A 12,766-nucleotide genomic window follows, 5' to 3' on the forward strand; every position below is an offset into this window, starting at 1 on the left:
GTCAGTCTAGGCAGAACCCGCTGTCCTTCGAGTCGCGGATCACCGCGTCGCCACCCTCAGGGGCGCGATCACTCGGGCGACGGGCCCGGGGACACCTCGAGGATCCGGAAGCCCTTGGCGGAGGCGACCCGCTCGGTGGGATAGCCCTGCTCGATGAGCCAGCGCTGGAGCGAGTCACCGCCAAGGTTCTTGTTCACCACGAGGCGCGCCACGCCGCCCGGCTCAAGGCGGGGGAGCCAGGTGAGCAGGAGCTGGTGCAGGGCCACCTTGCCGATCCGGATGGGCGGGTTTGACCAGATCTCGCGGTAGCGGACCTCCGCCGCGACGCCGTCGGGGGCCGTGGCCCGCACCCGCTCCGCGACCCCGGCAGCAGCGGCGTTGAGACCGGTGAGCTCGACGGCGAGGGCGTTGACGTCGACGGCGTCGACGGTGACCGCGGGGGAGGCCGCAGCCAGAGCCACCGCGATGGGTCCGAAGCCGCACCCCAGGTCCAGCAGGTGACCCTCCTCAGGCGGCAGCGATTCCCTCAGCAGGATCGCCGTGCCTGGGTCCAGGCGGGCCCCGGAGAACACGCCGCCGGCGGTGGTGAAGCTCAGCTCCATGCCCCAGATGTGCGCGGTGATCTGCCGGGTCGAGACCGGACCCTCCGGCGTGTGGAAGTAGTGGCTCACAGATCCTCCAGGGTGCGCGTGGCGCGGGCCTCGAGGGCGCGGGCCGCGAGGCGGTCGTCGGCGGGGTAGCCCACCTCTTCGAGGGTGAGCCCACGGGCGGGCATCACGAGCACCTCGCCGTGCCTGGCAGGGGTGGCGGCGACCCGCTCCAGCCAGGCGAGGTCGCGGCGGCCGGCGGCCACCGCAGTGACGGCGCCCACCAGTGAGCGGACCATGGAGTGGCAGAACGCGTCGGCCAGAAGATGGATCTCGATCAGGCCGTCGCTGCGCCGGGTGGCGCTGAACTCCCGCAGCTCGCGGATGGTGGTGGCACCGTCGCGGGGCTTGCAGAACGGCGCGAACTCCCTCAAACCGATGAGGGTCGCGGCCGCGGCGTTGAAGCGGTCGAAGTCGACGGTGTGTCGCAGCGACACCACGTGGCTCCGCACCAACGGGTCCGGCGGGGAGTCGGCGCTCAGGACCCGGTAGCAGTACCGCCGCCAGATGGCGGAATAGCGGGCGTGGAATCCCGCCGGGGCGGGGGAGACGGACTTGACGACCACGTCGGCGGGGAGGGCGCGGCGGAGGCGGCGGTAGAGATAGGCCGCGCCGTCCGGCTGGTGCGCGGCGGGTGCACCCTCAGGGAGGACGAGATCGAGGTGGCAGACCTGACCGCGGGCGTGGACGCCCGCGTCGGTGCGCCCGGCGGCCACCAGCGTGGGCCTCACCGGCAGACTCAGCAGCTGCCCGATCCGCTCCTCCACCACCTCCTGCACGGTACGCAACCCTGGCTGGGTGGCCCAGCCGTGGAACGCGGTGCCGTCGTAGGCCAGATCAAGCCTGAGCCGCATCGATCCTCCGATACGTGAGGTCGTAGACGCGGCGGCCCGCGGCGAGCCCTTTGGCCTCGTACTTGGTCACGGGCCGCTCCGCGAGGCGCGGCGCCCAACCGTCGTGCTCGTTGACCAGGCCCGGCGCGGCATCGAGGTGATCCCTCATCCAGAGCGCGTAGTCCTCCCAGTCGGTGGCCAGCCGCCACAGTCCCCCGGGGGCGAGCTTGGCCGTCACCACATCCGCGAAGTCCGGCCCCACCAGCCGCCGCTTGTGGTGGCGCTTCTTGTGCCAGGGATCAGCGAAGAACGTCCACAGCTCGCTGACCGTGCCGTCGCCGAAGAGCCTGTCCAGGCCCTGCGCGCCATCGGCGATGACGATGCGGACGTTGAGCACCCCGGCACGGGCCAGCCGCCCCACCGTGGAGGCGATGGCAGGCTCGAAGACCTCGAATGCCACCACGTCCGACTCCGGCCGCCCGGCGGCCATCGGCGCCAACGAGTCTCCCGTGCCGGAGCCGATCTCCACGATCAGCGGCGCCTCGCGCCCGAACTCCGCAGCCCAGTCCACGGAGGCATCGTCGGCGATGGACGTGGACAACGGCCCCCGGGGCAGGTCGACCACGTAGGTGTCGCGGTGGCGCTCCCAGGACCTCGCCTGGGACTCGTTCATGCGCGCGCTGCGTCGGACGAAGCTCACAACGTCGCGGTGCAGTCTGGGGGGCAGCGGATCCACCGGACCAGCCTAGTGGGGATCGCCGTCGGCCTCACCGGGGGCCCTACCCCGCAGGGCCGGCCCGGAGCCCGCTGCGCAGCGCATACGCTTGTGCATGTCGGCCGCGCCACAAGGAGAGACATGCGCACACTGCTCAACATCATCTGGGTCGTCTTCGGCGGGTTCTGGCTCGCCCTCGGCTACTTCGTCGCCGGCGTGATCGCCTGCATCTTCATCATCACCATCCCGGCCGGCGTCGCGTCGTTCCGGATGGCGAACTACGTCCTCTGGCCCTTCGGGCGGAGCGTGATCAGGCGGCCGGAAGCCGGGGCCGGATCCGCGATCATGAACGTGATCTGGTTCCTCATCGCCGGCTGGTGGCTGGCCCTGGCGCACGTCGCCGCGGCGTTGGCGCAGACCCTCACGATCATCGGCATCGCGAACGCCTACGTCAGCCTCAAGATGATCCCCGTGACCTGCTTCCCCTTCGGCAAGCAGATCGTGGACAACGGCTCCATCTTCTGAACGCCCGTCAGAGGCGCGGACGGTTCCATTGACCGGGTCGAGCCAGCGCGTCGGTGGCCACCCGGATGCCCGAGGCATCGAGCGACGCGACGGCCACCAGCAGGCTGAGCGTCGGGTAGCCGTGAGGCCGGTTGTCGCGGATGATCGCCCTGTCGTCGGCGGCCTCGAGCCGGGCGGACTCCTCCAGCACCCGTAGCCAAGCCTCCCACCAGCGGCCGTCGCCCCGGTCGTCGGTGGCGGTGGTCGCGAAGCGGCCCAACCACTGCGCGATCCTCGGGGTGGTGGGATCATCGACGTCCTCGTGGGCCACCATGTGCGTGCCGGGCGCCAGGTCCGTGACACTGGGGCGCCCGCCCTCCCACGACGTGACGCGCGCGCCCTCGGCGTGGGCCTCCACCAGGTTGAAGCCCAGGGTGGTCAGCGGCTCGGGCAGCGGCCGCCCCGCCACCGCGTCCAACACCAGCGATCCCCTCGAGGTGGGCACCGGCACGTCCGCGCCGCCCGCGCGATTGAGCAGCACGGCGAGCCGCGACCCGTCGGCGGCGAGCCAGGCCCCGCCGGCAAGCTCGTCCCGGACCCCGCGTACCGACGGCCGATCCGGCCACCAGGCGCCCCACGGCAGCCAGGGACGCTCCGGGTCCTCGTCTCGGACCGCCAGCACCCGGACCGGACCCTCACCCGGCTCCGGCACCCGGATCACCACAGTGCACATGCCGCGACAGTACCGGGCCCCGGTCTCCGTACCCGCGCAACGCGGATGCCTCTGGAAGAATCGTCGGCATGGTCATCGTCGTGGGAGTCACGGGCGGCATCGCCGCCTACAAGGCCGTCCAGCTCGTCCGCCTGTTCGTGCTCGACGGGCACGAGGTGCACGTCGTCCCCACCGAGGATGCCCTGCGGTTCGTCGGGCTTCCCACGTGGGAGGCGATCTCCCGCAACCGGGTCACCACCTCCGTCCACGACGACGTGCCCGAGGTGCGGCACGTGGCGCTCGGCCAGCGGGCCGACCTGGTGGTGGTCGCGCCGGCCACCGCCAACACGATCGCGTCGATGGCGGCCGGCCTCGCCTCCGACCTGCTCGGCACCACCCTGCTCACCACCCGCGCACCGGTGCTCATCGCGCCGGCGATGCACACCGAGATGTGGCAGCACCCGGCGACGGTGGCGAACATGGCCACGCTCATCTCCAGGGGCGTGCACGTCATCGGGCCCGCGGACGGACCCCTCACCGGCGGCGACACCGGGCCGGGCCGGATGAGCGAACCCGACGAGATCCACGCGGCGGCGCGGCGGGTCCTCGCCCCCGACAGGCGGGATCTCGCCGGGCTCACCGTCGTGGTGTCGGCCGGCGGGACCCGCGAGCCCATCGATCCCGTCCGTTACCTCGGCAACCGATCCAGCGGCCGGCAGGGGGTGGCGCTGGCGGTGGCGGCGGCCGAGCGCGGCGCGAGGGTCTACCTCGCGGCCTGCAACATCGACGCCGACGTGCTGCGCCCCGCCCAGCGGCCCGGGATCGAGACGCGCACCGCCGGGTCAGCCTCCGAGCTGTCGGCCGTGATGGGAGAGCTGACGCGGACGGCCGACGTCGTCATCATGGCGGCCGCCGTCGCGGACTACCGGGTGGCTGAAACCTCCGAAGGGAAGCTCACCAAGGAGGCGGGGGCCCCGCCGGTGCTGACGCTGGTGGAGAACGAGGACATCGTCGCCGGCCTGGCCGCCCGGCGCCGCCCCGGGCAGCTGATCGTCGCCTTCGCGGCGGAGACCTCCACCGGCGACGAACTGCTGCGCCGCGCCGTCGCCAAGCGTCGCGGCAAGGGCGTCGACCTGCTGGCCGTCAACGAGGTGGGCTGGCACAAGGGCTTCGAGGCGGCGGACAACAGGGTGCTGATCCTGGGCGCCGACGATGCGGTGATCGCCGAGTCGGCAGGCACCAAACGTGAGGTCGCCGACGCGCTCCTCGACGCCGTCGTGGGGCATCCCGGACGCGGCGCGGCCGCGCGCCCCTGACGGGAACACGCGGCCGCGACTCTGCCTGGAACTACTGCTTCGGCCAGAGCTCCTCGGGCATCAACTCGTAGCCGTGGAACTCGCGGGTGAAGCTGCCGGTGCCCTGCGCGACGCCGCGCAGGTCGATCGGGTAGGTCACGAGCTCGCTCTGCGGAACCAGTGCCTCGATGGTGGCGTGGCCCTGGCCGTCGAGGTCGCTGCCCTGCACCTGCGCCCTGCGGCCGGCGAGGTCCGTGAGCACCGAGCCCATGAACGAGTCGCCGGTGGTGACGCGCACCCGGTCGATGGGCTCCAGCAGGCCCACCTTCCCGGGGCCGGCGGCGTCCCGGAGCGCGAGTTGGCCGGCCACCTGGAACGCCATGTCCGAGGAGTCCACCGAGTGGGACTTGCCGTCGTAGAGGGTCACCCGAACGTCCACCATGGGCATCCCGAAGGTGGTGCCGTGCGCAAGCTGCTGCTCGAGGCCCTTCTGGACGGAGCCGATGTAGGCGCGCGGCACCGAGCCGCCCACCACCTTGTCCACGAACTCGAAACCGCCGCCACGGGGGAGGGGTTCCACCTCGACGTCGCAGACCGCGAACTGACCATGCCCGCCGGACTGCTTGACGTGGCGGCCCTTGCCCTTCGACGGTGCCACGAACGTCTCCCGCAACGCCACCCGCACAGGCTCCTCCTTGAAGCCCACCTGGTAGCGGTCCCTGAGCCGCGCCAACAGCAGCTCCTTGTGGGCCTGGCCCATCACCCACAGCAGCTGCTGCTCGGTGCCCGCGTTGCGCTCCAGGTGCACCGTGGGGTCCTCCAGCGCGAGACGGTGGAGGGCGGAGGCGAGCTTGTCCTCATCGCCGCGGCTGGCCGCGTGGATGGCGACAGGCAGCTGAGGCGAGGGTAGAGACCAGGGCGGAAGCAGCGCGGGGCGGGCGGGATCCGACAGCGTGTCCCCGGTCTCGGCCTTCGAGAGCCGGGTCACCGCGACAATCTCGCCCGCGACAGCCACCGGCTTGGCGACGATCTCGCCGCCGAGGGTGACGCTCATCGGGCCGATCCGCTCGTCGTCGTCGTGGTCCGGATGCATCGGGTCGGCCTCCGCGCCGAAGAGCTCGCGGTGCCCCGAGACGTGGACGACGTCGTCTACCCTCAGCGACCCGCTGAAGATCCGCACCAGGCTGGTGCGGCCGGCGAAGTTGTCCGACGTGGTGCGGATGACCTGCGCGACGAGCGGGCCGTCAGGCTCGCACGACGCAGGCGGCAGCGTGGCGCCGTTGGGTGTGGTGATCGGTGGGATGTGGTGCGACGCCGGGGCCGGGAAGCCGCGTTCGATCCAGCGCATCAGCTCCTCGGTGCCCTTGTCCGAGGTGGTGTGGGCAGGCAGCACAGGGAAGAACCGTCCCGACTCCACCGCCGCCAGCAGCGCGGTGTGCACCTCTTCGGCGGCCAGCTCCTCGCCCTCGAGGTAGCGCTCCATGAGGTCCTCGTCCTGCACCTCGGTGATGATGGCCTCCAGCAGGGGGGCGCGGCGCTCGTCGATGAGCGCCAACTCCTCCTCCGTGGCATCCCGCGACACCCGGACTCCCGACGAGTAGTCGTGCGCGCGCTTGTTCAGCAGAGAGAGGTTGCCCACGTTCTCCCCGTCGACCTCGAGCGGGATGAGGGCAGGGATGATGTTGTCGCCGAACGTGTCCTGCACGACCGAGACCATCAGCTCGAAGTCCGCGCGCCCCTGGTCCAGCTTGGTGATGGCGAGGATGCGGGGCATCTGGACGTCCTGGCATTCGTGCCACAGCGCGACGGTGCCGGCGTCGATGTCCTCGCCGGCGGCGATGACGAAGATCGCCGCGTCGGCAGCCCGAAGGCCCGCCCGCAGCTCGCCGACATACTCCGCATGCCCGGGGGCGTCGAGGAGGTTGATCTGCACATTGTTGGACGGGATCGAGGCCAGCGTCAGCGATGCCCCCCGCTCGGGGGTGTCTTTCTCGCCGCGGTAGCCCTCGATGCGGGCGCGCAGAAGATGTTCGAACAGTGTTGTCTTGCCCGAGCCGCTGGCTCCCACGAGGACGACGTTGCGGACGTCGATGGGGGTCGAGACGGCGATCTGGGGACTCGTCTTTGAGGCCATGGCCTAACGTTAGACCCCTCGTGAGGGCGCAATGAGGCAACCCCCGCAAATCGGTGGGGGAGCGCCTCCCGGGCGGGCGCCGTCGAGGTGGCGCTCCGATTTGCCCCGCCGCCCTCCGGCCACGTAAGCTTGGCAGCTGTTGCGCGCCGAGAGGCCTGTGCGACTTACTGGGGTCGGCTGCGGCTCCGCGAGTCGACGCCGCCAGTGCGATCCGCAGTTTGTTTGGAAACGAATGGAAGTTGGTCTCGTGTCTACGTACACCCCAAAGCCGGGCGAAATCGCCCGGAACTGGCATGTGATTGATGCCGAGGACGTCATCCTCGGGCGTCTCGCCGTGGCCGCTGCCACCCTGTTGCGCGGCAAGCACAAGGCCACCTTCGCCCCGCACGTCGACGGCGGAGATTTCGTCGTCGTCGTCAACGCCTCGAAGATCGCCGTCTCCGGCAACAAGCGCACGGATTCGATGCGCTACTCGCACTCCGGCCGACCGGGCGGCCTCAAGGCCGTCTCCATCGGAGAGATGCTGAACAAGGATCCCCGTAAGGCGGTTGAGCTCGCTGTGTGGGGCATGCTGCCCAAGAACAAGCTGAGCCGTCAGCTGATCGGGAAGCTCAAGGTCTACGCCGGCCCGGAGCACCCGCACGCCGCGCAACAGCCGCAGGCCTACCAGATCACCCAGATCGCCCAGTGAGCGAGAGCGAGACGCATCCCATGACCCAGACTGCTGACATCGAAGAGACCGTCGCGGACGAGATCACCCCGTTCGTCGACGATCAGAACCGCGAGATCGCCTACCGCTCGGACGCCAACCCGGCTGCCGCCGCCGGCTCCGACGTGCGTCCCGCCGTCGTCGCCCCCATGGGCGCCACCGGCCGCCGCAAGGAGGCGGTCGCCCGCGTCCGCATCGCTCCCGGCTCCGGCTCCTGGACCATCAACGGCCGCACCCTTGAGGACTACTTCCCCAACAAGGTGCACCAGCAGCTCGTCAGCGACCCGTTCGTGGTGGCCGGCGTGTCCGGCTCCTATGACGTGATCGCCCGCATCCACGGCGGCGGCATCACCGGCCAGGCCGGCGCCCTCCGCCTGGGCATCGCCCGCGCGCTGAACGCGGTGGACACCGAGGCTTCGCGTCCCGCCCTCAAGAAGGCCGGGATGCTGACGCGTGACTCCCGCATCATCGAGCGCAAGAAGGCCGGTCTCAAGAAGGCCCGCAAGGCCCCGCAGTACAGCAAGCGCTGATTCCAGCCGCTCCTCGAACGCCCATCCCTGCGCAGGGGGTGGGCGTTCGTCGCATTCGACGAGGAATTCGCCCGGCTGCGTCAGGCGGCGGTAGTCTCGCCTGCGTGGCACGACTCTTTGGTACCGACGGCGTCCGTGGCGTCGCGAACAGCGAACTGACCGCCGAGCTGGCGCTCGACCTTTCGGTCGCGGCGGCGCACATCCTGGGGGAGGCCGGCGCCTTCGCCGGGCATCGGCCCGTGGCCCTCGTCGGCCGAGACCCGCGAGCCAGCGGCGAGTTCCTCGAGGCGGCAGTCATCGCCGGGTTGGCCTCGGCGGGCGTGGACGTGCTGCGGCTCGGGGTGCTGCCCACGCCGGGCGTCGCCTTCCTGGTCAACAGCCTGCACGCTGATCTGGGCGTGATGATCTCCGCCTCGCACAATCCCATGCCGGACAACGGCATCAAGTTCTTCTCCAAGGGCGGCGTCAAGCTCGACGACTACCTGGAGGACGCCATCGAGACCCGGATGGGTGAAGGCTGGGAGCGTCCCATCGGGGACGCCGTCGGCCGCATCCGCAGCGATCTGGGCGCCGTCGAGGCCTACGTCGCTCACCTGGTGGGTTCGTTGGGCGAGGACGCCTCCCTGGAGGGCCTCACCGTGGTGATCGACTGCGCCAACGGCGCCGCCTCGGCCACCGCCCCGGAGGCGTTCGCGGCCCAGGGTGCGCGGGTGATCGCCATCCACGCCGATCCTGACGGGCTCAACATCAACCGCGACTGTGGCTCCACCCACCTCGGCGACCTGATCGCGCGCGTCAAGGCCGAGGGCGCGGATCTGGGCATCGCCCTCGACGGGGACGCGGACCGCTGCCTCGCCGTCGACCATGCCGGCAACGTGGTGGACGGCGACCACATCCTGGCCATCCTCGCCATCGCCATGAAGGAGGAGCACCGTCTGCACTCCGACACCGTCGTCGCAACCGTGATGAGCAACCTGGGGCTGATCAACGCGATGCGGGAGCACGGCATCCGCGTGGATCAGACGAAGGTGGGGGACCGCTACGTTCTGGAGTCCATGAACGCCAACGGTTTCGCCCTCGGCGGCGAGCAGTCCGGCCACGTCATCATCAACGAGTTCGCCAACACCGGAGACGGCACCCTCACAGGCCTGCACCTGGCGGCCCGCATGATCTCCACCGGCAGGTCCCTGAAGGAGCTCGCCTCCGTCATGACGGTGCTCCCGCAGGTGATCATCAACGTCCGCGGTGTGGACAAGCTGCGCGCCGGCATCGACACAGGGGTTCAGCAGGCGGTGGCGGCCGCGTCCCGGGAGCTGGGCGACGCGGGACGGGTGCTGCTTCGCCCCTCCGGCACGGAGCCGGTGGTGCGCGTGATGGTGGAGGCGCCCACGGACGAGGCGGCGCGCCGGATCGCCGACACCCTCGCTGAGAAGGTCAAGTCGCGTCTAGCGCTCTGAGTCTCCGGGCCAGGCCCGGCGGGTAGTCTGGGGCGCACCCCAAACTGGATAAAGGACGCCCCGATGCTCGCTGACCCCGCCGCCCAACGCTCGCTGCTCACGTTGGCCGACCTCGATTCGGAGGTGGCCAGGATTCAGCACGCGGCCCGGTCCCTTCCTCAGCACAAGGCCATCGCGGACCTCATCGCCGCCCGCCAGCGCGTCACCGACGAGCTGATCTTCTCCACCACCGAGGCCGACGACCTTCAGGTCGCCGTCAGCAAGGCTGAGGCGGACCTCGAGCCGGTGCGGGCCAGGCTGGCGCGGGACGAGAAGCGCATCGTCGACGGCTCCGTCACCGACGGCAAGATCCTGCGCTCGCTCCAGGACGAGGTCGCCCACCTCCAGCGCCGCATCTCGGATCTGGAGGACTCGGAGCTGGAGGTGATGGGCCGGCTGGAGGAGGCCGTCGCACACCGGGAGAAGATCGCGGCCCGCAAGATCGAGATCGAGGCCCGGCTGCACGAAGAGGTGGCCGTGCGCGACGAGGCGGTTGCCAAGCTGAGCCAAGAGGCGAAGGACCTGAGCGTGGCCCGCGCGCCCATCGCCGCCCGCATCCCGGTCGCCGTTCTGGCGCTCTACGAGAAGATGCGGGCCTCGTCCGGGCTGGGGGCGGCCCTCCTGAAGGCCGGGCGCTGTGGCGGCTGCCAGCTGCAGCTGACCGTCTCGGACCTGGATCTCTACCGTCGGGCGCCCGCGGAGCAGGTGGTGCGCTGCGTGGAGTGTGACCGCATCCTGGTGCGCACGGCGGAGTCCGGCCTCTGATGCCGTCGACGCATCTGGACATCCGCAATATCCCGGCTGAGGTCCACCACGGCCTCCTGGATCTCCAGCGACGCCTAGAGCTGCCCACGTCCTTCCCGGCGGAGGTGCTGGCCGAGGCCGAGCTGGCGGCGCAGCTGCCGCCCAGTGGGCATGTGGACCGCACCGACATCGAGTTCGTCACCATCGACCCGGAGTCCTCCACGGACCTGGATCAGGCGCTGCAGATCGAGCGCGACGGCGACGGTTACCTGGTGCGCTACGCCATCTCCGACGTGGCCCACTTCGTGCGGCCCGGCACCGCCCTGGAGGAGGAGACCCATCGCCGGGGCCAGACGTTCTACGCCCCCAGCGCGCGCGTCCCGCTCCACCCCTCCGTGTTGGCGGAGGGTGCGGCCTCCCTCCTGGCCGACGGCGTGCCACGCCCCGCGATGCTGTGGGAGCACCGGCTCGACTCCGCGGGGGAGCTCCGCGGGGTCTCTCTGACCAGGGCCCTGGTGCTGAGCCGCGCGAAGCTCAACTACGACGGCGTCCAGCGCGACCTCGATCGCGACGAGCCGTATCCCAGCATCGCGCTCCTGCCGGAGGTGGGGGAGTTGCGTCGCCAGCTGGAGATCCAGCGGGGAGGCGTCTCGCTCAATCTGCCGGAGCAGGAGATCCTCGAGCACGACGGGACCTGGCAGCTGGAGTTCCGGAGCCTGGTGCCGGTCGAGGACCACAACGCGCAGATCTCCCTGCTCACCGGTTTCGCCGCGGCCCGCACCATGCTCGACGGCGGGGTGGGCATCCTTCGCACGCTGCCGCCCGCCGAACAGTGGTCGCTGGAGAAGCTCCGCCGGGCGGCCGCGACGCTGGGCGTCGCCTGGCCGAAATCCATGAGCTATCCCGAGTTCGTGCGCTCGCTGTCCCCGGACAATCCCCGCGAGCTGGCGGTGCTCACCCGGTGCACCATGCTGTTCCGCGGGGCCGGCTACCTTGCCTTCGACGGCGAGGTCCCCGACGAGAACCTGGAGCACTCCGCCCTCGCCGCGCCCTACGCGCACACCACGGCGCCGCTGCGCCGCCTCGTCGACCGCTACGTCCTCGAGGTGTGCCACGCGCTGCTCAACCAGCTGGAGGTACCGCAGTGGGCCCGCGACGGCCTGGATGCCCTGCCGGCGGAGATGGCCGACTCCGGGCGGGTGGCCCGAGCCTACGAGAACGGGGTGCTCGACCTGGCCGAGGCGCTCGTCCTGCGCGGCGCGCTGGGCCGCGTGCTGACGGGCGTTGTCACCGACGTTCACCCCAAGACCGGAATGGGCACCCTGCAGGTACCGGACCCCGCCGTCGAGCTGCACCTCAAGGCCACGCAGAAGGAGGTGGGCTCGGAGATCCGCGTCCGCGTCGACAAGGTGGACGTGCGGTCGGGTCGGGTCACTCTGTCGCGGCCGAACTGAGCACACCCTCCCAACGGGTAGGATGGTCCGCGGACGAGTCGGCCAGATGATCGCGGCCACTTCGGTGGCTGAGGAAAGTCCGGACTCCACAGAGCAGGGTGGTGGGTAACGCCCACCCGGGGTGACCCGCGGGACAGTGCCACAGAAAACAGACCGCCTGGCAACAGGTAAGGGTGAAACGGTGGTGTAAGAGACCACCAGCGTGCCGGGTGACCGGCGCGGCTCGGTAAACCCCACCCGGAGCAAGACCAAGAAGGTCGGCCTTCGGGCCGGCTGCGGACGCCACTTGAGCGCTGCTCGCGCGAGGCGTCCGGGTAGGTTGCAGGAGCCCGGCGGCAACGTCGGGCCTCAGATAGATGATCATCTGCGAAACAGAATCCGGCTTACCGGCCGGCTCGTCCACCATCGACACCCCTCACAGGCTTGTGGGGGGGGGTTCTGCTTGTTGGGCTGCCCGGTCCCCGAACAGGTGGGTCCCAAGTCCGCGGAGGGGGGGCGCCAGTACGGGGCTCCACGCTCAGGGGGCCGACCAGAGGGTGCCACTACGGGCACGATTCCGCGCCCAAACCTTCCTGAGGTCCGAGACAGCCGCGAGTTCGCCGAGGAGACCTGTGGGCCGTAGCTCTCAGATCCGCTGGGGGTGGGGTGCTCCCTTCCGCGGAAACGTGCCCGTAGTGCCGGTCACCCTGCCCTCGGTTGAGCGTGAGGGGCGGCACTGGCGTCCCGCCTCCGCGGGGGAGCGTCGGTCGAGACACCGGAGCCAGCGCCAGGGGCTTCGACGCGGGTGCGGCGCTTCGCGCGCGCCCGGCTCACCCAGCGGGGTGGGCCGGGTTTGCTTCGACGCGGGCTGCGCCGCTCACCCAGCGGCGGGCGGGCCACGTTCGATCACAGAGGGTCCCGCTCCTGACAACGAGGGTGGTGGACGGCAGGGCGGCACTGCGCAGCGGTGCCCAACCCGAGGATCACCCAGCTGGCATCCCGCCCGAGCAGACC

The 12,766-nt window shown here is 70.8% G+C and carries 12 protein-coding genes and 1 other RNA gene; 8 read left to right on the forward strand and 5 right to left on the reverse strand.

The annotated features are described in order from the left end of the window. Positions 1-68: 68 nt before the first annotated feature. Genes H5399_RS07705 through trmB form a run of 3 tightly spaced genes read right to left on the reverse strand, consistent with a single transcriptional unit; the run spans position 69 to position 2,216 of the window. Complete coding sequence (locus H5399_RS07705; RefSeq protein WP_370585712.1) at positions 69-671, reverse strand: class I SAM-dependent methyltransferase; 603 nt, start codon at positions 669-671, stop codon at positions 69-71. Further along, on the reverse strand, positions 668-1,501 hold the full coding sequence (locus tag H5399_RS07710) for a tRNA pseudouridine(38-40) synthase TruA (protein WP_182782415.1): 834 nt from the start codon (positions 1,499-1,501) through the stop codon (positions 668-670). Before H5399_RS07710 ends, H5399_RS07705 begins: the two co-directional genes overlap by 4 nt. Next, on the reverse strand, positions 1,485-2,216 hold the full coding sequence (gene trmB / locus H5399_RS07715) for a tRNA (guanosine(46)-N7)-methyltransferase TrmB (RefSeq protein ID WP_370585713.1): 732 nt from the start codon (positions 2,214-2,216) through the stop codon (positions 1,485-1,487). Before trmB ends, H5399_RS07710 begins: the two co-directional genes overlap by 17 nt. Positions 2,217-2,336: 120 nt before the next feature. On the opposite strand from trmB, the gene H5399_RS07720 reads away from it, so the two are divergent. Next, complete coding sequence (locus H5399_RS07720; protein WP_182782416.1) at positions 2,337-2,720, forward strand: YccF domain-containing protein; 384 nt, start codon at positions 2,337-2,339, stop codon at positions 2,718-2,720. Between the two features lie 7 nt (positions 2,721-2,727). On the opposite strand, the gene H5399_RS07725 is transcribed toward H5399_RS07720, so the two are convergent. Further along, a complete protein-coding gene (locus H5399_RS07725; RefSeq protein ID WP_182782417.1) occupies positions 2,728-3,432 on the reverse strand; it encodes an NRDE family protein in 705 nt (234 codons plus the stop codon). A gap of 68 nt (positions 3,433-3,500) precedes the next feature. On the opposite strand from H5399_RS07725, the gene coaBC reads away from it, so the two are divergent. Next, the gene (gene coaBC / locus H5399_RS07730) at positions 3,501-4,727 is read left to right on the forward strand and encodes a bifunctional phosphopantothenoylcysteine decarboxylase/phosphopantothenate--cysteine ligase CoaBC (RefSeq protein WP_182782418.1); all 1,227 of its coding nucleotides are present in this window, start codon (positions 3,501-3,503) and stop codon (positions 4,725-4,727) included. 31 nt (positions 4,728-4,758) lie between these two features. On the opposite strand, the gene H5399_RS07735 is transcribed toward coaBC, so the two are convergent. Continuing rightward, entirely contained in the window at positions 4,759-6,840 is a 2,082-nt protein-coding gene (locus H5399_RS07735; RefSeq protein WP_182782419.1) for an elongation factor G-like protein EF-G2, read from the reverse strand. A gap of 247 nt (positions 6,841-7,087) precedes the next feature. Here H5399_RS07735 and rplM point away from each other — a divergent pair, with 247 nt between their 5' ends. The 6 genes from rplM to rnpB all read left to right on the forward strand — a co-directional run bounded on the left by rplM (position 7,088) and on the right by rnpB (position 12,175). After that, positions 7,088-7,531: a 50S ribosomal protein L13 gene (rplM, locus tag H5399_RS07740; RefSeq protein ID WP_182782420.1), complete on the forward strand. Its 444-nt coding sequence runs from the start codon at positions 7,088-7,090 to the stop codon at positions 7,529-7,531. A gap of 20 nt (positions 7,532-7,551) precedes the next feature. Further along, positions 7,552-8,079, forward strand: coding sequence for a 30S ribosomal protein S9 (gene rpsI, locus H5399_RS07745; protein ID WP_182782421.1), 528 nt, complete (start codon positions 7,552-7,554; stop codon positions 8,077-8,079). A 104-nt stretch (positions 8,080-8,183) separates the two neighbouring features. Continuing rightward, positions 8,184-9,536 carry a phosphoglucosamine mutase gene (gene glmM / locus H5399_RS07750; protein WP_182782422.1) on the forward strand — a complete coding sequence of 451 codons (1,353 nt, stop codon included), beginning with the start codon at positions 8,184-8,186 and terminating at the stop codon, positions 9,534-9,536. 63 nt (positions 9,537-9,599) lie between these two features. Further along, complete coding sequence (locus tag H5399_RS07755; RefSeq protein ID WP_182782423.1) at positions 9,600-10,340, forward strand: zinc ribbon domain-containing protein; 741 nt, start codon at positions 9,600-9,602, stop codon at positions 10,338-10,340. Further along, positions 10,340-11,773 (forward strand): RNB domain-containing ribonuclease, encoded by a 1,434-nt coding sequence (locus H5399_RS07760; protein WP_182782424.1) that lies wholly within the window; start codon positions 10,340-10,342, stop codon positions 11,771-11,773. The genes H5399_RS07755 and H5399_RS07760 overlap by 1 nt, the downstream gene beginning before the upstream one ends. A gap of 34 nt (positions 11,774-11,807) precedes the next feature. Then, positions 11,808-12,175: RNase P RNA component class A (rnpB, locus tag H5399_RS07765), an RNA gene on the forward strand. Positions 12,176-12,766 lie beyond the last annotated feature (591 nt).

The organism is Tessaracoccus sp. MC1627, assembly GCF_014164725.1.
Classification (GTDB): domain Bacteria; phylum Actinomycetota; class Actinomycetes; order Propionibacteriales; family Propionibacteriaceae; genus Arachnia.

What these genes read in the sequence shown, in the direction of transcription:
- H5399_RS07760 (WP_182782424.1), top strand. Translation starts at nt 10,340, where the DNA reads ATGCCGTCGACGCATCTGGACATCCGCAATATCCCGGCTGAGGTCCAC.
- H5399_RS07755 (WP_182782423.1), top strand. Translation starts at nt 9,600, where the DNA reads ATGCTCGCTGACCCCGCCGCCCAACGCTCGCTGCTCACGTTGGCCGAC.
- H5399_RS07710 (WP_182782415.1), bottom strand. Translation starts at nt 1,501, where the DNA reads ATGCGGCTCAGGCTTGATCTGGCCTACGACGGCACCGCGTTCCACGGC.
- H5399_RS07720 (WP_182782416.1), top strand. Translation starts at nt 2,337, where the DNA reads ATGCGCACACTGCTCAACATCATCTGGGTCGTCTTCGGCGGGTTCTGG.
- H5399_RS07725 (WP_182782417.1), bottom strand. Translation starts at nt 3,432, where the DNA reads ATGTGCACTGTGGTGATCCGGGTGCCGGAGCCGGGTGAGGGTCCGGTC.
- rpsI (WP_182782421.1), top strand. Translation starts at nt 7,552, where the DNA reads ATGACCCAGACTGCTGACATCGAAGAGACCGTCGCGGACGAGATCACC.
- H5399_RS07735 (WP_182782419.1), bottom strand. Translation starts at nt 6,840, where the DNA reads ATGGCCTCAAAGACGAGTCCCCAGATCGCCGTCTCGACCCCCATCGAC.
- coaBC (WP_182782418.1), top strand. Translation starts at nt 3,501, where the DNA reads ATGGTCATCGTCGTGGGAGTCACGGGCGGCATCGCCGCCTACAAGGCC.